Here is a 17,047-nt window from a genome sequence, read left to right as displayed (position 1 = left end):
CGCCGTCTTAGCAGGCGGCTGTCAGCAAAACCCTGTATATTCAAAATGTCCGACGTTGTGCGCTGCGCCACACACTGTGCGCTCGTCGGGCTAGAACCCGGGCGGCTCCTCGTCCGGGTGATACGAACGACTAAGGCGGTAATATCCGTGTCCCTGATTAAATCGGAGACTCTCAGTACCCCCGATGACGACTGGATGAGCGCATCGGTGAGTATCGACAAAGATCGTGTGGTGATTGAAACCAAGCAGGAACGCCTGTCCTTGGAGAATGACCGGCTCCTGGAAAAGATCCGCAGGGTCCTGGCTTCCCCTCTCGAAGAGATTTTCTACAATCCGAAGCACCGGATGCTCCTGATCCCGGGGGCTTTCGCTGCCATCGGCTCTTCATTCCTCAGGATCGACACCGAAGCTGCAGCTGGCCTACGCGGCTAGCCTGCTTCGACTTCATGCCCCAAGCTGCCTACCGGCGGCCTTGGGGCATTTTTGCGTCCGGCAGAGACGGTGCCGGGCGCGAATGAACAGCTCACGGGATTCTTGCCGTCTGAAACCCCTGCTTGCCCCCTGAATCCACGGCTTCAGAAACGGAGTTTTCGCTCAGATTCTCCGTTTTCCACCCCGTGGCTGACCGAGTCCTTCGCCACAGTTTGAGTTTTTCGGGCAGTTCGATCCGAGCCTTCGCCGATCGCCCGTTTGCCCTATGCTTCCGTGGCTAATCGGCGGTCGGCACGTCCGCGATCTGGCTATCTGCCCGGGCCCGCATTGGCTCAAGAGAGCCTCTCGATCAGGGAATTAATCTAATTTTTGGTAAACTTAACGATTGTCCGCTTAAGCGTTTCATCGCTCAAAGCCGGTTTTTGACCGGATTTTTGAGTAGAAATCTATCGATTTCGGCGAGTCACACGGCGGCCGCAACCAGCTTCAAGGAGCAGAAAATTTCGCTCCTCAACATTGTGGACGAGGATGGTCGCCGGCACCGGGACAAGATCAGGAAAGATATGAGGAGTGAAACTATGGAAGCACGAAACTCACGGAAGCCACGGTTCCGCAGAAAACGTCGGCTGAAGGTAGAAGACGTCAACGTTGTCGACGATTCGATGCTCAAGAAAGCCATCGGCGGCACCGTCGTTGGCAACTTGATGGAATGGTACGACGTAGGTGTCTACGGCTACCTCGCAGTGATCATCGGCAAGCTTTTCATGCCTGACACGGTAGACCCTGCCATCCAAACCCTGTTCAGCCTAGGCGTATTCGCCGTGACCTTCGTTGCCCGCCCGCTTGGCGGCGTGATTCTGGGCCAGCTAGGCGACCGCGTAGGACGCCAGAAGGTCCTGGTCTTCACCCTGCTCATGATGGCTTTGGCCACGTTCGGCATCGGTATCCTTCCGGACTACTCGGTATGGGGTGTAGCAGCGCCAATTCTCCTCGTCGTGCTGAAGCTGATCCAGGGCTTCTCCACCGGCGGCGAGTACGCCGGTGCTACTACATTCATTACCGAATACGCTCCGGATAAGCGCCGCGGCTTCTTCGCCTCGCTGCTGGACCTCGGCTCCTACATGGGCTTTGCCTTGGGCGCCGCATTTGTCTCCATTCTCCAGCTGACCCTGAGCGAAGATGTCATGGAAGGCTTCGCCTGGCGCATTCCATTCCTGGTCGCTCTTCCGCTCGGCGTCATCGCACTGTGGTTCCGTTCCAAGATTGAAGACACTCCTGCCTTCAAGGAAGCCCAGGAAGCCGCTAACCGCGCCAGCGACGACGCGCGGAACTCCGCCGATGCTCCGAAGGGCGTCATCGACCTGGTCAAGGCCTACTGGCGCGAATTGCTGACCGGTTTCGTGCTGGTCTCGGCCGCCAACACTGCAGGTTATGCACTGACCAGCTACATGCCTACCTACCTGACCGAGACCCTGAAATACGATCCGGTGCACGGCAACCTGCTGACCCTGCCGATTCTGGTTGGCATGTCCCTGTGCATCCCGCTGGCCGGCATGCTCTCCGATAGCATAGGCCGCCGCAAGGTCCTGTTCATTGGCTCCGGCTCGGCAGTTGTCCTGGCCATTCCAGCCTTCTTGTTCATGATGCATGGACAAATCTGGTCCACGCTGACGGGCCTTGCCCTGTTGGCCATCCCCGTGGTCTTCTACGTTTCCAACCTGGCTTCGTCGTTGCCAGCCCTGTTCCCCACCGCCTCGCGTTACGGTGGCATGGGCATCTCGTACAACTTCGCGGTAGCCATCTTTGGCGGCTTCGCACCGTTCATCATGCAGGCTCTGGTCACCATGACCAATTCTTCCCTGGCACCTGCCTTCTGGGTCATGGGAACGTCGGTTGCCGGCATCATCGCCGTGTGCTTCTTGAAGGAATCCGCACGCAGGCCGCTTCCGGGTTCGCTGCCTTCGGTGGCCACCGAGGAAGAAGCAGTAGAGCTGATTGCAACCCAGGAAGAAAACCCTGACCTTGACGTGGAAGAAATCTTCGAGCAGGTTCCTGCTCTGGAGGAAACCTACCAGCAGGAGATTGAAGCAGAGAAGGCCAAGTCCTAGGCCAATTACCGCTCAAAGGGCGATCTGACGACGGTGGGGCTGGTTCTGCAAAGGACCAGCCCCACCGTTGTCCTACCCGGCAGAACCGCCAGCAGCCCGCATAGCAGGGCTTGCCTGCTGCAGGCGCAGGTCGATGGGTTCTGCGCCGGTTAACGCCCAAGCGACCGGTAGACCGGGCAACGCACTTGGCCATTGCTTGGGGCCGTTCGATGGCATGGCAGCCGGCGGCGTTTCATCGGCATTCGGATTCTTCTTGAAGTCCGGGGTCTTGGGGCCCAGGGGTTCACTCCGGCTGGTTATCCGGCCCGCCCGTGCCCAGAACAGGCCACGGCTTCTCGGGTTAATGCGAAACGGCCGCCGCGGCTCCTGAAAAATTCAGGAGAAGCGGCGGCCGTTTGTTCCCGGATGAAACCCGGGAATCAGCCTTGCGCCAGCGTCAGCTTAGAGAGCTGCGAAGACTTCGCGCAGCAGGCGGGCGGTCTCCGAAGGAGTCTTGCCAACCTTGACGCCTGCAGCTTCCAGGGCTTCCTTCTTCGCCTGGGCGGTGCCAGCCGAACCGGAAACGATGGCGCCTGCGTGGCCCATGGTCTTGCCCTCAGGAGCGGTGAAGCCAGCCACGTAGCCAACAACTGGCTTGGTGACGTTGGCCTTGATGAATTCGGCAGCGCGTTCCTCGGCGTCGCCACCGATTTCACCGATCATGACGATGGCCTTGGTCTCTGGATCAGCTTCGAAAGCAGCCAGGGCGTCGATGTGGGTGGTGCCGATGACTGGGTCGCCACCGATGCCGATTGCGGTCGAGAAGCCCAGATCGCGCAGTTCGTACATCATCTGGTAGGTCAGGGTACCGGACTTGGAAACCAAGCCGATTGGGCCCTTGCCGGTGATATTGTTCGGGGTGATGCCAACCAGCGCCTCGCCCGGGGTGATGATGCCTGGGCAGTTAGGGCCGATGATGCGGGTGATCTGGTTGCCGTCGGCGTCAACCTTCGACTGTGCCAGAGCCCAGAACTCAGCGGAGTCCTGCACTGGAACACCTTCGGTGATGACTACGACAAGGCCGACCTCGGCCTCGATAGCCTCAACGACTGCGTCCTTGGTGAACTTAGGTGGCACGAAGACGATCGATACGTCTGCGCCGGTCTCGGCCTTGGCTTCAGCCACGGTGCCGTAAACCTTGATGTCCTGGTCACCGTGGGTCACGGTGGTGCCGGCCTTTCGGGCGTTCACGCCGCCAACAATGTTGGTGCCAGCCTTGAGCATCAGGGCGGTGTGCTTGGTGCCTTCGCCGCCGGTGATGCCCTGGACGATGACCTTGGAGTCCTTGTTCAGGTAAATGCTCATTGTTCGCTAATCCCTCTTACTTCGCTGAGTTGGCGAGCTCGGCAGCCTTGTCGGCGCCCTCATCCATGGTTGCTGCCAGGGTGACCAACGGGTGGTTGGCCTCGGCCAAGATGGCGCGACCCTCTTCAACGTTGTTGCCGTCCAGGCGGACAACCAGTGGCTTGTTCGCTGCGTCACCCAGGGTGTTCAGCGCGCCGACGATGCCGTTTGCGACAGCGTCGCATGCGGTGATGCCGCCGAAGACGTTGACGAAGACCGACTTGACCTGTGGGTCGTTCAGGATGACGTCAAGGCCGTTGGCCATGACCTCGGCCGATGCGCCACCGCCAATGTCCAGGAAGTTCGCTGGCTTCACGTCGCCGTGGTTCTCGCCTGCGTAGGCGACAACGTCCAGGGTGGACATGACCAGGCCTGCACCGTTGCCGATGATGCCGATTTCGCCGTCCAGCTTGACGTAGTTCAGGCCCAGGGCCTTTGCCTTGGATTCCAGAGGATCGGCTGCGCCCTTGTCCTCGAGCTCTTCGTGAGCTGGGTGGCGAACCTCGGATGCATTGTCATCCAGGGAGACCTTGCCGTCCAGCGCAACGATGTCGCCGGCACCGGTCTTCACCAGTGGGTTGACCTCAACGAGGGTGGCATCCTCTTCCTTGAAGACGGTCCACAGGGTCTGCAGGGTTTCTGCAACCTTGCCGCGCAGTTCTTCTGGGAAGCCTGCCTCGGCGACGATCTCTGCTGCCTTGTCGGCGTCGATGCCAACCAGCGGATCAACAGCAACGCGGGCCAGAGCTTCTGGGCGCTCCTCAGCCAGCTGCTCGATCTCCATGCCGCCCTCTACCGAGCACATTGCCAGGTAGTTGCGGTTTGCACGGTCCAGCAGTACCGAGAAGTAGAATTCCTCGGCAATGTCGGCGCCCTGAGCGATCATGACCTTGTTTACGGTGTGGCCCTTGATGTCCATACCGAGGATGTTGGAAGCGTGCTCGAAAGCTTCGTCGGCGGTCTTAGCCACCTTGACGCCGCCAGCCTTGCCACGGCCGCCAACCTTGACCTGTGCCTTAACTACTACAACGCCGCCGATCTTCTCAGCTGCGGCTTTGGCTTCTTCCGGGGTGTAAGCGACGATACCGGCAAGCACGGGAACGCCGTGTGCCTCGAATAGATCGCGCGCCTGGTACTCATACAGGTCCACGGGTTTGTGTCCTTCGTTCGAAGTTCATGCTGACTCGCGGCACAGCCACAGACCGAAATCCATGCCATGCCATAGAGAGCGCACCGCAACTACCGGGACGTCGTAAGGCGCCGTAGCCCGTGCGCACCTCTCAGACTATCCCGACTTTCGCAAACTTCCCACTTTTACAGCATGTAGAGAAACCTGAAAACCCGGTCGGGAAGCATCAAGATGTGACGTGTAAAACAGTCAACGCCTGCAGGCTAGTCCACGATTTCCAGCGGTGCATAGCGCAGCAAAAGTCGCTTCTCAGAGTCCGGGAACTGCACCTTGGCCACGGTCTTGTCTCCTGCACCTTCCAAAGCAATAACAGTTCCCAAGCCAAACGAAGAATGCTTGACGCTTTGTCCGACTTCAGGGATGGTGATGTCCTTGTTCTGCACGACGCGTTTCTTGGACACCGGAGCGGCGTTGTGCCCGCGCACCGGTTGCGGCGACGCCGAACCTGCACCCCAATGGCTGCCGCGGTCATATCTGCTGGTGGCGAAATTCACCGCTGCGTTACCGTAACCGAAGCCCATTCCACCGCCAGAGCCCTCGCGTTTCCAGTCGATGAGCTCGTTCGGCACCTCTTCCAGGAACTGGCTCGCCGGGTTGTATTGGGCCTGTCCCCAGAGGCTGCGCTGCTCGGCGCGCGTCAGGTACAGGCGTTCGCGGGCACGGGTCAGCCCGACATAGGCCAAGCGGCGCTCTTCGGCGAGTTCCTTTTCGTCGGTCATGGAACGCTGGTGCGGGAAGACGCCGTGCTCCATGCCGGTCAGGAAGACCACCGGGAATTCCAGGCCCTTGGCGGTGTGCAGGGTCATCAAGGTGACCATGCCTTCCTGCGCGGCCATGGCCGCTCCCTCGTCATCGCTGGGCGCCTCCGGGATCTGGTCGGCATCTGCGACGAGAGCCACGCGCTCCAGGAAGCCTTCGAGGCCGCCTTCAGGTTCTTCGTTCACGTAGTCGCGGACCACGGCAACCAGTTCGGCGAGGTTCTCCACACGCGACTCATCCTGCGGATCCGAGGAGAGCCGGAGAGTTTCCAGGTATCCGGTCTGCTCAAGCACCGCTTCAAGGGCTTCTGCCGGGCCCGAGCCCTCCGCCACGGTCTTCAGGTCATCCATCATGGAGACAAAGGCTGCGGTCATCTTGATTCCGCGGGTCCCCAGCCCCGGCGCCTCGTCGGAACGGCGTAAGGCTTCCATGAAGGAAATCCGGTCCCGTTCAGCCAGCGCCGCCACGGCGCCTTCAGCACGGTCGCCGATGCCGCGCTTGGGCTCATTGAGAATGCGGCGGACGTTGATGTCATCGTCCGGGTTCACCAGGGCGCGCAGGTAGGCCAGCGCGTCCTTGATTTCCTTGCGGTCGTAGAATCGGGTGCCGCCAACGACGCGGTACTTCAGATCCACGCGCATCAGCTGCTCTTCCAAGGCACGCGACTGGGCGTTCGTGCGGTAGAAGATTGCCACATCGCCCGGGCGGACATCCTCGTCATCATTCAGACGCAGAATTTCTTCAGCAATCCAGCGTGCTTCGTCGGATTCGGATTCGCCGACATATCCGGTGATCTTCTCGCCGTCGCCGCTGGCAGTCCACAGCTTCTTGTCGTTGCGGTCGGGGTTTCGCTTGATGACCTCGTTGGCGGCCGACAGAATGGTCTGGGTGGAACGGTAGTTCTGTTCCAGCTTGATGGTTGCCGCGTTCGGATAGTCCTTTTCGAAGTCGACGATGTTGCGGATGTCGGCACCGCGGAAGGCATAAATCGACTGGTCCGAGTCGCCGACCACGGTCAGTTCGCCAGGCACGGTGTCGCCTTCGGCGCCGGTGAGCTCACGCACCAGCGAATACTGTGCGTGGTTGGTGTCCTGGTATTCGTCAATGAGCACATGGCGGAACCGGCGGCGGTAGCTGTCGGCCACTCGCGGGAACGCACGGAACATGTAGACGACCTGTCCAATCAGGTCGTCGAAGTCCATGGCGTTGGCGGCGCGCAGGCGGCGGGTGTATCCGCGGTAGACCTCGGACACGGCACGCGAGAACGGATCATTGGTATTGATCGTTGCCGCGTAGTCCTCCTCGTCAATCAACTCGTTCTTCAGCGAGGAAATCTTGTGCGCAATTGCCTTTGGAGTGAAGCGCTTCGGGTCGATCTCCAAGGACTTGGCGACCAAGGTGATCAGGCGCAGCGAATCAGTGGAGTCGTAGATCGAGAAGTTGGATTTCAGCCCAATGGTGGCCGCTTCGCGACGCAGAATACGCACGCATGAAGAGTGGAACGTCGAGATCCACATCTTCTTCGCCTGCTCGTCGCCGATCAGCTCAGCGGCTCGTTCGCGCATCTCGGCAGCGGCCTTGTTGGTGAAGGTGATCGCCAGGATTTCGTGCGGCCGAGCGCGTCCGGTCGCCAAGAGATAGGCAATGCGGTGCGTCAGCACACGGGTCTTTCCGGAACCAGCGCCAGCCACGATCAGCAATGGTCCGCCGGCATAGCGAACTGCTTCTTCCTGCTGCGGGTTCATGCCGACCAATAGCTCCTCGGCAGTGGGCATGGCCTGCTGTGCGGAATCCGGGGCGAAATCATCAAAAAGGAAATCCATGATGTAGCCAGTCTACGTGGAGCGCCGGACACTTTTCAGTGAGCGCGGGAAAGCCCGCATCGCTGGCCGGGCATAATAGAAGATATGGCAAAAAAGGTCAGGAAAAGCAAAGAGTATCGTAAGCCTGCGCAGTTCAGTGAGCGGCCGAACCAGTCGCAGGGTCCTAGCATGGGGCCAGGCAAGGTGCAGAGCACCTCCCACGAGAACAAGTCAAACCCGATGCTGCTCATCTCGGTGGGCTTGATCGTATGCGTTGCCTTGTTCGCGTACTACCATCTGCTCACGATGGTGCAGATGAAGGACCTCAGTGATTCGCTGTCGATGCCCGATCAGCGGATTTTCGGCTACACGACCAGCGATATAGAAGCATTGCGCGGCGCCATGGATGATGACGCTGTCGGCCAGCTCAACTACCTGCATAAGACCGCGGGTTTCCTCTTCCCGATGTTTACCGCAGTGTTCTCCATGCTGTTGTTCATCCGCTGGATTCCCAACCGCCAGATGCGTTGGCTGGCTTGGATTGCCCCCTTGGGCTTCGCGGCCATTGATATCTGGGAGAACTTCGCCATTGATGACCTGTTCACTGGAGACTTGAGCAGTGGAGCCGTCGTATTGGCATCGATCCTCACGACGATCCGCTGGGCACTGCTGGTCATCACCGCCGGTCTTGTCATAGGTCTGGGTGCTCTTCGTGCCAATCGTGCGCTCAAGGCAAAAATGCTTGCGATTCGCGAAGGCACGGCCTGAGCCGTGGCGTGAGAATTACGCCCAGCACGCCCTAGTAAGATAGTGTTGTTGGTGTTTTCACGCCCATGCCTCTGTAGCTCAGTAGGATAGAGCGACCCTCTCCTAAAGGGTAGGCCGTCGGTTCGATTCCGGCCAGGGGCACCACTGAAGCCTTGTTTCCAGTCTTGCGATTGGGAACAAGGCTTCTGCCGTTGCTACGGCAGCAAGCACTGAGGGTACGTTCCATGCGGAACGTACCCTCAGTGCTTGAAGTTGGCTGTTGCTTAGCGCAGCAGCAGTGCGGTCGCCTTCGGCGACAGCGAGGCATCCATGACTACGCAAGCGCCACCGATGGCACCGACGTTGGAGCCGAGCTCGGACGTGCGGGTCTCGATTTCATGCACTCCGCGCAAGGCGAAGCGGCGGCCAATGGCATCCTGGACTTGATCATCGACCAGTTCGCGCACCTTTTCCCACTGCGGTCCGCCGAAGACAACTTCGCGCACGTCCAGCGAGTTGGCCAGCTGGCCGGCAACTTCGCCAACCTTGATCATGATCTCGGTGACCAGTTCCTTGGCGACCTTGTTTCCTCCATGGGCCAGCTCGTAGAGGCGGTTCATGCCGGCAGCGCGCTGTTCCGGACCAACGATTTCGAAGCTCGGCAGTTCCAGACCGCGCTCCTTGGCCTGGGCGGCGATGAATTCGTAGGAGGTGCCTGCGGCGAGGCAATCATCTGCACCGCATTCCTCGCAGGCCACAGATTTGTGACCGGTCGAGTAGTGGCCGATTTCGCCTGCGTTGTTGCTCGCACCATGGTGGACGTCGCCGTTGAACACGAGACCAGCGCCGAAGCCGTGTCCGCAGTAGATGAAGACGAAGTCGTTGTTCTTCTCTTCCTTGGACTGCCACAGTTCGCCAACTGCCGAGGCAATGGTGTCCTTTTCGATGATGACCTGCAGGCGCAACAGCTTGCGCAGCGGGTTCACCAGTTCAACATCTGCCCAGCCATCGAGCAGCGGCGGGTTCAGCACCACACCTTCTTCGACGTTTACTGGACCAGGAACTGCAATGCCGACGCCGACAATGTGTTTCTTTGGCACGCGGATCTCAGCAATGAGCTCCTTGACGGTGGTTGCCATGAGCTGGACAGTTTCGGTAGCAACTTCGAGATTGGGAACTTCGATGCTGCGTTCGCGCAGGACTTCGCCGCGCAGGTTCATCGCAACAAAGGTCAACACGCTAGGATCTAGGTGGATGCCAATGGAAACGAGACGGTTGCCTTCGAGCTCCAGTACGGTGCGAGGCTTGCCTGGGCCGGAAACGATAGTGCGGTCTTCTCGAACGATTCCGTCATCCAGCAAGCGGCGGACAACGTTGGAAATGGTCTGCGGCGACAGGCCAGTCGAACCGGCCAGTTCAACGCGGCTGATTCCTTCCGGTGCCCGTCGAATCGACTCGAGAATTACGGCTTGGTTGAAGTCTCCCAAGCGCCCTAGATTTGTACCCCGTCGCATTTATTGCTCCATAGATCTGTAAATTTGATGGATCGATCTTTCATTTCCAATGTTTTCGGTAGTCATCAATACCGCGGTTAGATACTGCGAGTAAATTAACCTTGATCAACTAGAACTAAAACCGTTGGAGATCCAATTAAGCACGTTACCATCTCTAACTCATATAAACACGCGATATTGTGTTTTGGTGAAGAAAAATTTGACGATCTCAGCGGCCTGTTTAATCAACAACCATGGAGAAATCCTGCTCGTACGCAAGCGCGGGACGACCATGTTCATGCAACCTGGCGGCAAGCCGGAGCCTGGGGAATCCGCGTTACAAACTATCATTCGAGAAATTCGCGAAGAACTGGGGCTGAGCTTCACCGCTGACGAACTGCGGTTCGACGGCGAATGGACCGGGCCAGCAGCCAACGAAGACGACACTTCGATCCGCGCAACTTTGTACAGTGCGGCTTTTCATGGCGAGCTCGCCCCGCTGGCAGAACTGGAAGAGCTGCTCTGGATCGACCCGCAGGCCGCGTTGGAACGCGAGGATATAGCTCCCCTGCTGCGCGACCACGTCCTGCCGCTAGCAATTGAGCGAAGCAAGAAGTAGGTCCCACACGGCCTAGCTGAAGGCCGCTGGGCCAGCGGCTAGCGGCTAGCAGCTAGCTAGCATGCAGGTATTCGTCCCACGCCGCGTCAACATGCTGCAGTCCCGAAACCAGATGCCCGGCAACCCGTGGACGATGCGGCGTAATGCGCAATTGCCATCCCAACTGCGAGAGCATCTTGTCCGCTTTGCGGCTGTTGCAATGCAGGCAGGCGGCCACGAGGTTCTCCCAAGTGTTCTGCCCGCCCCTGCTGCGCGGGATCACGTGGTCAATCGTATTGGCTGCTTTGCCGCAATAGGCGCAGGTGAAGGAGTCCCTACGCAAAACGCCCCTACGGGTGACATGTTGCATGTCCCGGTAGGGGCGTCGTACATAGCGTTTCAGCACGATGACAGTTGGCCGCGGTAAATCTCCTTGAGAACTGCGAACGGGTGCGAGATCGTCTTGGAGGACGATGCTCGCTTTCTCGGTCATGACCAGCACTAGCGCTCGACGGAACGTCACTACTGCCAGTGGCTCGTATCCTGCGTTTAATACCAATGTTCGCATTGCTCGTACTACCTTCATGAACCGATGGCTACCATCTGGCATTGATGGAGCTCGCGTTCTGCTCGGAGTGTCTCTAAGCGCTAGCCTATGCGATGCTTTCGGTTATTGGTGGGTATCTCGCCAAGAAATTGTCTTCTTTTCATCACCTTGACGCCCATAGTTCATCTGATTAGACGAACATAGGCCATCGGATGTCTTTCTCATCCGATGGCCTATGAAAAGTTTTCGTGCTTAGCCAGCCAAGGTGTAGTAGCCGTACAGCGGGTTGCGCGAAACCGAGTGGATCATGGTGTCCACGGTTGGGTTCTGCGCACCGATCATCTGGCCGCCACCGAGGTAGATGCCAACGTGGCCGCCACCGTTCTGGAATACCAGGTCGCCTGGCTTAGGGTTGCTGGTGCGAACGAACTGGCCGGATCCGAGGATGGCCGAGGTGCCGCGAGCAATGTTGATGCCGTGCTGTGCGTAGACGTACTTGACGAAGCCGGAGCAATCCCAGCCGCTTGGGCCGTTGCCGCCCCATACGTATGGAACTCCAACGTACTTGGCAGCGGTTGCTGCGATGCCCGAAAGGTTGGAAGTCTGAACCTTGGTTTCAGCCTTTGGCTGGGCCTGCTGCTGCGGAGCCGATTCCTGTCCGCCCGAACGGCTCTGACGAGTCATTGGTGCCATCGAATCCGAGCTGCCCGAGTTGCTGTTGCGGGTAGTCGGGGTGATGTCATTCGAAACTGCGATGACAACTGGCTCTGGCTTCTCTTCAGCAGTGAAGCTAGCGCGCTCGATCTCGACGTCAGCCTTCTTGTCGGCAGCAACCTTCACTGCCTTGACTGCGACACGCTCTGGGTTGATGGTGTCGACAGGCGCTGCGGAAACGTCACGTGGTGCGGTTGCCTGACCTGGCACACCGAGAGTAACGATCAAGCCGGATGCTGCTGCGACAACGGCTGCCTGGCGTCCCACCGAGCCAGCGTTGGATGCTACGGCCTGTGAAATCGCCTGTAGCGAATTAGTGCGTGGTACGTCGGCGCGGCGACGTCCGCGTGCATGACTCTTGGTCAAAGTATTGCCTCTCCTTGATACCTACGAGGTAAGCTGTCGGGTTCGAAGTGGAGTTACCTCGGTGGATTCGAAGTTGCCTTCTCTATCCACTTCACCCCTAGGGTTGTCAGCCAAAACTAACCACCCGATATTGGTTCCCCCGCCACTGCCGTACGAGTTGTGTATAACTACTCATTGCGTGTTGGCAGTGCTCGGTTCTCACGCAATGATGCCCAGGGATCCCCATGGCACGAATACAAGACTATAGGAAGTTTTTTGAAATGTCACGTTTTGATCACGGAATGGTGACGAACGTCGTTATAACCAACCTGCTGGGTCTTTGAACTGGCCGTTAACGATCACTTCAAAGTGCACGTGAGGTCCGGTCGAGTTTCCGGTGCTGCCAGCCAATGCAACGACGTCACCGCGCTTAACCTTTTGACCGACCTTCACAACCAGCTTGCTGTTGTGGCTGTAACCGGTCTCCAGGCCGTTGCCGTGGTCAAGCGTGATCCGGTTGCCGGAGTGCCCGGCCCAGCCGGATACGGTCACTACGCCGTCAGCTGCCGCGTAAACCTTGGTACCGCTCGGCACACCGTAATCGGTACCGCTGTGGATCATGAATCCAGGACCGGTTGGGTTCTTGCGGTGCCCGAACGAAGAGGTGATGCGCTGCGTAGTAACTGGCGCAGCAAGCAGACCCGAAGTGTCCTTGATAGCCGTGATGCTACCGCCCGAGGCGGTCATGACCTCGGCGAATTTCTCTTCCTTGGCAACCTCGGGGTTCAGCTCCGAGGTCAAGGCTGCGCGCTCGACGGGCAGTTCCGCATTTGCAGTTGGCGCCTTGACATCCACAACTGCGGAAGTGGCGGTGCGCTGAGCGGCAATCTCGCCGGCCGTGTTCTCGCCCGCACCACCCGAAAGCTGCGGGGTTACGGCAGCCAGCGCCAAGCCCGAAACTGCGGCGACAGCTGCCACCTTGTGGGCGAAGCCGCGGTGGGTGGACTTCTGTGCCTTCGACTTCAGGCTCGAAATGAATGCGACATTGCCTGCAGCCTCAACCGCTGCAGGGGTGCTCGCAGTCGCTTGAACAGCTCCTGGCAAGGCAACGACATTGCTCGCGGTGTCCTTGCCTGCAAGCAGGGCCTGGTTAGGCGCAACGCCGTAGCGCTGCATGGAGTCGAAGCGTCGACCAACAAAATCTGCATGGACCGGCTTGACCGGTGCAATCATCGGGACGGTGGCAGCAGCTCGTGCTGCCCGGCGCCCGCCGGTGCGCTCGATCGTCGAAGCGGTGACTTCTGCAATCACATCTACTTCAACGTCGGCAGCGCGGCGACGTCCCGCAGTCTTGGTTTCTACCAAAACATTCCTCTCACTGTTGCGCCTACGAAGTTAGCTGTCGGGTTCGGCTACAGAGAATCAGCCGGCCTGCTTCACGCAGAACTTCACCCCAAGACGCTTGCACGCCGGAAAGTGGGTCCCCCGTTATTGCCCTCAAGATTTGGTGACCGTTTCTGGCGCAGGGCAACACTAGGCGGTCGCACCAGAAATGGGTAGAGCTAGCTAGTTCGCTAGCTCCGATGATTAACGCTACCTGTCAACGCCGAAAGTTACAATTTCGTTATCTTTTCAGGGACTTTACAAATACGTGGGCACTGACCTCAACCGGCAGCTCCAGCGCGCCTTCGATGCCATCCACACGCACTACAACGTAGTCGTCGGCGCGCTCCAAGGTGACAATCGCACCCGGGCGGATTCCACCTTCGTTCAGTTGTCCGAGCAGGATTGGGTCGGTTTGGATCGGTTCGGCCAGACGCTCAATCGCCACCGGGCCGACGTTTCCGGACAACAGCGCGTCATCCAAATTCTCGACCTCATGTGAGATTTCGCCCACATTAGGGCCACCGAGGACTTCCAGACCCGGAATCGGGTTGCCATATGGCGACACGGTTGGCTTGCCGAGTAGGTCGAAGAGCCGGCGCTCAACACGCTCACTCATGACGTGCTCCCAGCGGCACGCTTCATCGTGCACGTATTCCCAGTCCAAGCCGATGATGTCCGAGAGCAGGCGCTCCGCTAAACGATGCTTGCGCATGACGCCCGTGGCCAATTCGTGACCTTTCTCGGTCAACGCAAGGTGGCGATCGGTCGATACGATAACCAGGCCGTCGCGCTCCATGCGCGCAACCGTCTGCGACACAGTCGGGCCCGAGTGGCCAAGACGCTCTGCGATTCGGGCACGCAGTGCCACGATCTCCTCTTCTTGAAGCTCAAGAATGGTACGCAGATACATCTCGGTTGTATCGATAAGATCAGACACAGCAGCCGCTCCTGGAAGTCACAACAAATAAGTTCGCTCGAAAAATACGTGGCGTCAATACCCCACTCTACTTGGTTGGAGCGACAGAAAGCTCTGTAACCCGCCAAGCCTTCGGCGTAACCGACCGACGCGCTTTTCTCACGACCCCCCGCTATTTGCGAAGATATCTATTGAAACGCCAAGGCTATCTATCAATATTCCGAACCACGGGTAATAGTGGCCGACATGGCACTTCAATCTATCGCTACAAGAGGAGCGCGATGAGCACGGACATCAACATTCCAGAAAATCTTCTGCCCGCCGATGGACGATTCGGCGCAGGACCGTCCAAGGTCCGCGCAGAACAGATCCAGGCCATCGTCGATGCCGGCCCCGAATTGCTCGGCACGTCCCACCGCCAAGCTCCGGTCAAGAACCTCGTCGCTTCGGTTCAGGACGGCTTGAAGGAAATGTTCAACGCTCCCGAAGGGTACGAAGTTCTCCTCGGCGTAGGTGGCTCCACCGCATTCTGGGACGCCGCAGCATTCAGCCTGGTCCGTTCCAAGGCGCAGCACCTGTCCTTCGGCGAATTCGGCTCGAAGTTCGCCAAGGCCACCGACAAGGCGCCATTCCTGGAGCCTTCCTCGATCATTGTCGGCGAGCCGGGCACCGTTCCCGAGCCAGTCGCCGAAGCCGACGTAGACCTCTACGCATGGCCGCACAACGAGACCTCCACCGGCGCCGCGGCCCCAATCAAGCGCGTTCCTGGCGCCAATGATGATGCACTGGTAGTCATTGACGCAACCAGCGCCGCCGGCGGCCTGGATGTCGATCTGGCCGAAACCGACGTGTACTACTTTGCTCCGCAGAAGAACTTCGCCTCGGACGGCGGCCTGTGGCTCGCCTTCGTCTCCCCTGCTGCCATTGCCCGCATCGAGGAAATCGCGGCAACCGACCGCTGGATCCCGGACTTCTTGAACCTGGCGACCGCGCTGGATAACTCCTTGAAGAACCAGACCTACAACACCCCCTCGCTGACCACCCTGGTTGGACTGGATGCACAGATCAAGTGGATCAATGCCAACGGCGGCCTGAAGTGGGCAGCGCAGCGCACCGCGGAATCGGCCGGCAAGATCCGTGATTGGGCCGAGGCTTCCGACGTCGCTTCGCCCTATGTTGCCAACCCGGCGCACCGCTCGAATGTCATCTCCACCATCGACTTCGACGACTCGGTCGATGCCTCGGCAATTGCCAAGGCGCTGCGCGCCAATGGCGTTGTCGACGTGGAGCCATACCGCAAGCTCGGTCGCAACCAGCTGCGTATCGCCACGTTCGTTGCAATTGAGCCAAGCGATGTCGAGGCACTGCTCAAGTGCATCGACTACGTGATCGAACAGCTCTAAGCAGCCGATTAAGGCCAAAGACCTTCGCGCAACGATTCATCATCGTTGCGCGAAGGTCTTTTTCGCTGCTGCTTAGCTTTCCTTGCGCGTGCGGTTGCGCTGCGCTGCCCTGCGGCGGGCTGCCGTGCGCTGCGCGGTGCGGCGGCGACGCACCTGGCGACGAGCTGGCGACTTGTGCGGCTGCGAAGCCTCATCATCGTTTTCGGCATTCACCGCTTCGGTTTCGGCGTCCTGGTCCTTCGCCTCAGCTGCTGGCTCCGATGCTTCCGGATTCTCCGCCGGCTTCGCGGATTCGGCTGCTTCAGCTTCGTTGCCGGATCCAGCCCCGTCTCCTGCGGCTTCTGCGGCTTCCGCCGCCTTGGCTGCTTCAATCTCTTCCTTGGCCAGGCGGTCTGCCCATGGCACCCATGCCGGGGCCAGCAGTGACTGCTCCCCTGCGATGATGCCCACTTCGCACACCGTCAGATCCTTGGACTTGGCCCGTGGCACCCGCGCAAGCGTGGCAAACCAGGTCCATCCTTGATATCCCGTTTTCTGGGAGACAAAACGATGGGTGACAAGTCGCTCACCTTCCGCCGTGACGCCTAGGTGTTCGCCGACTTCCGACGCACCGGCAATTTCTGCGAGCGCGCCGCGAGCAGCATCCACTGCTTCGGCGAGGATGGTGTCCAACTTGGGTTTACGGGCCATTATTTATGCGTCCAGATCGTCGGCTACCGCGCGAAGCACGGTAGCAACCTTCTTGCCATATGCCTGTTCAGGATAACGCCCATTGCGCAAGCTATTGGAAACGTTGTCGAGCAGCTTAATTAGATCCTCGATCAGCACGGCTTCGTCTTCGGGCTTCTTGCGCTTGGCACGAGCTACCGATGGGGCCGCTTCCAGCAGGCGCAGGCTCAGCGCCTGCGGTCCGCGACGGCCTTCGGCAACGCCGAATTCCAATCGGGTTCCGGGGCGCAGGTCATGCACGCCTTCGGGCAATGCCGCGGCATTGACGTAGATTTCCTTGCCGTCTTCTGCGGTGATGAAACCGAAGCCCTTGGCCTTTTCGTACCACTTAACCTTGCCGCTAGGCATGATCATTTACCTCGTTCGTTCTTTAACTAAGCTGCATGGCCGAGGCCGGCTCAGCGCCATGCATATTCATATGTTCGATCCAACGGAGCCACTGCCGGAATTCTTCTGTGCTTCTTTGCCGGGTGCTCAATCTGCTGGATCGGTTGAA

At 59.1% G+C, this 17,047-nt stretch carries 15 protein-coding genes, 1 tRNA gene and 2 riboswitches; of the genes, 6 read left to right on the top strand and 10 right to left on the bottom strand.

Going from position 1 to position 17,047, the window contains the following annotated elements; all coding sequences use genetic code 11:
- Positions 1-147 precede the first annotated feature (147 nt).
- On the top strand, positions 148-432 hold the full coding sequence (locus ATK23_RS00175; protein WP_141358198.1) for a hypothetical protein: 285 nt from the start codon (positions 148-150) through the stop codon (positions 430-432).
- Positions 433-1,010: 578 nt separating this feature from the next.
- Positions 1,011-2,540 (top strand): MFS transporter, encoded by a 1,530-nt coding sequence (locus ATK23_RS00170; RefSeq protein ID WP_066140204.1) that lies wholly within the window; start codon positions 1,011-1,013, stop codon positions 2,538-2,540.
- Between the two features lie 441 nt (positions 2,541-2,981).
- Here ATK23_RS00170 and sucD read toward each other — a convergent pair whose 3' ends face one another.
- The 3 genes from sucD to pcrA form a co-directional block, all read right to left on the bottom strand.
- Positions 2,982-3,884 carry a succinate--CoA ligase subunit alpha gene (gene sucD / locus ATK23_RS00165; protein ID WP_038990032.1) on the bottom strand — a complete coding sequence of 301 codons (903 nt, stop codon included), beginning with the start codon at positions 3,882-3,884 and terminating at the stop codon, positions 2,982-2,984.
- A gap of 16 nt (positions 3,885-3,900) precedes the next feature.
- Positions 3,901-5,073: an ADP-forming succinate--CoA ligase subunit beta gene (sucC, locus tag ATK23_RS00160; RefSeq protein ID WP_038990033.1), complete on the bottom strand. Its 1,173-nt coding sequence runs from the start codon at positions 5,071-5,073 to the stop codon at positions 3,901-3,903.
- Between the two features lie 242 nt (positions 5,074-5,315).
- Complete coding sequence (pcrA, locus tag ATK23_RS00155; protein WP_038990034.1) at positions 5,316-7,694, bottom strand: DNA helicase PcrA; 2,379 nt, start codon at positions 7,692-7,694, stop codon at positions 5,316-5,318.
- Positions 7,695-7,862: 168 nt separating this feature from the next.
- Between pcrA and ATK23_RS00150 the strand changes: the two genes are divergently transcribed.
- Together ATK23_RS00150 and ATK23_RS00145 are read left to right on the top strand one after the other, a co-directional pair.
- Positions 7,863-8,441, top strand: coding sequence for a hypothetical protein (locus ATK23_RS00150; RefSeq protein WP_066140206.1), 579 nt, complete (start codon positions 7,863-7,865; stop codon positions 8,439-8,441).
- 67 nt (positions 8,442-8,508) lie between these two features.
- A tRNA-Arg gene (locus ATK23_RS00145) sits at positions 8,509-8,585 on the top strand.
- 119 nt (positions 8,586-8,704) lie between these two features.
- Here the strand turns inward: ATK23_RS00145 and ATK23_RS00140 are convergent.
- Positions 8,705-9,934 (bottom strand): ROK family transcriptional regulator, encoded by a 1,230-nt coding sequence (locus ATK23_RS00140; RefSeq protein WP_066140209.1) that lies wholly within the window; start codon positions 9,932-9,934, stop codon positions 8,705-8,707.
- Between the two features lie 187 nt (positions 9,935-10,121).
- On the opposite strand from ATK23_RS00140, the gene ATK23_RS00135 reads away from it, so the two are divergent.
- On the top strand, positions 10,122-10,532 hold the full coding sequence (locus ATK23_RS00135) for an NUDIX hydrolase (protein ID WP_066140399.1): 411 nt from the start codon (positions 10,122-10,124) through the stop codon (positions 10,530-10,532).
- A 52-nt stretch (positions 10,533-10,584) separates the two neighbouring features.
- Here the strand turns inward: ATK23_RS00135 and ATK23_RS00130 are convergent, their stop codons facing one another.
- The 4 genes from ATK23_RS00130 to ATK23_RS00115 form a co-directional block, all read right to left on the bottom strand.
- Positions 10,585-11,079 (bottom strand): HNH endonuclease, encoded by a 495-nt coding sequence (locus tag ATK23_RS00130; RefSeq protein WP_038990036.1) that lies wholly within the window; start codon positions 11,077-11,079, stop codon positions 10,585-10,587.
- 231 nt (positions 11,080-11,310) lie between these two features.
- A complete protein-coding gene (locus ATK23_RS00125) occupies positions 11,311-12,138 on the bottom strand; it encodes a C40 family peptidase (protein ID WP_038990037.1) in 828 nt (275 codons plus the stop codon).
- 3 nt (positions 12,139-12,141) lie between these two features.
- A riboswitch (cyclic di-AMP (ydaO/yuaA leader) is annotated at positions 12,142-12,312 on the bottom strand.
- 123 nt (positions 12,313-12,435) lie between these two features.
- Entirely contained in the window at positions 12,436-13,482 is a 1,047-nt protein-coding gene (locus ATK23_RS00120) for a M23 family metallopeptidase (protein ID WP_066140216.1), read from the bottom strand.
- 4 nt (positions 13,483-13,486) lie between these two features.
- Positions 13,487-13,637: riboswitch (cyclic di-AMP (ydaO/yuaA leader) on the bottom strand.
- 104 nt (positions 13,638-13,741) lie between these two features.
- Complete coding sequence (locus ATK23_RS00115) at positions 13,742-14,440, bottom strand: iron-dependent transcriptional repressor DtxR (protein WP_038990038.1); 699 nt, start codon at positions 14,438-14,440, stop codon at positions 13,742-13,744.
- Between the two features lie 260 nt (positions 14,441-14,700).
- Between ATK23_RS00115 and serC the strand changes: the two genes are divergently transcribed.
- Positions 14,701-15,822 (top strand): phosphoserine transaminase, encoded by a 1,122-nt coding sequence (gene serC / locus ATK23_RS00110; protein WP_066140221.1) that lies wholly within the window; start codon positions 14,701-14,703, stop codon positions 15,820-15,822.
- A 72-nt stretch (positions 15,823-15,894) separates the two neighbouring features.
- On the opposite strand, the gene ATK23_RS00105 is transcribed toward serC, so the two are convergent.
- Both ATK23_RS00105 and ATK23_RS00100 read right to left on the bottom strand, forming a co-directional pair.
- Entirely contained in the window at positions 15,895-16,512 is a 618-nt protein-coding gene (locus ATK23_RS00105; protein ID WP_066140224.1) for a DUF3027 domain-containing protein, read from the bottom strand.
- Between the two features lie 3 nt (positions 16,513-16,515).
- Positions 16,516-16,899 (bottom strand): cold-shock protein, encoded by a 384-nt coding sequence (locus tag ATK23_RS00100; protein WP_038990235.1) that lies wholly within the window; start codon positions 16,897-16,899, stop codon positions 16,516-16,518.
- Between the last annotated feature and the right edge of the window lie 148 nt (positions 16,900-17,047).

The organism is Glutamicibacter nicotianae (assembly GCF_002797775.1).
Classification (GTDB): Bacteria; Actinomycetota; Actinomycetes; order Actinomycetales; family Micrococcaceae; genus Glutamicibacter; species Glutamicibacter nicotianae.
This window is presented reverse-complemented; position numbering and strand designations above follow the sequence as displayed.

Coding starts and splice junctions, on each gene's coding strand:
- ATK23_RS00170 (WP_066140204.1), top strand. CDS start 1,011: ATGGAAGCACGAAACTCACGGAAGCCACGGTTCCGCAGAAAACGTCGG.
- sucD (WP_038990032.1), bottom strand. CDS start 3,884: ATGAGCATTTACCTGAACAAGGACTCCAAGGTCATCGTCCAGGGCATC.
- pcrA (WP_038990034.1), bottom strand. CDS start 7,694: ATGGATTTCCTTTTTGATGATTTCGCCCCGGATTCCGCACAGCAGGCC.
- ATK23_RS00150 (WP_066140206.1), top strand. CDS start 7,863: ATGGGGCCAGGCAAGGTGCAGAGCACCTCCCACGAGAACAAGTCAAAC.
- ATK23_RS00140 (WP_066140209.1), bottom strand. CDS start 9,934: ATGCGACGGGGTACAAATCTAGGGCGCTTGGGAGACTTCAACCAAGCC.
- ATK23_RS00130 (WP_038990036.1), bottom strand. CDS start 11,079: ATGCGAACATTGGTATTAAACGCAGGATACGAGCCACTGGCAGTAGTG.
- serC (WP_066140221.1), top strand. CDS start 14,701: ATGAGCACGGACATCAACATTCCAGAAAATCTTCTGCCCGCCGATGGA.
- ATK23_RS00105 (WP_066140224.1), bottom strand. CDS start 16,512: ATGGCCCGTAAACCCAAGTTGGACACCATCCTCGCCGAAGCAGTGGAT.
- ATK23_RS00100 (WP_038990235.1), bottom strand. CDS start 16,899: ATGCCTAGCGGCAAGGTTAAGTGGTACGAAAAGGCCAAGGGCTTCGGT.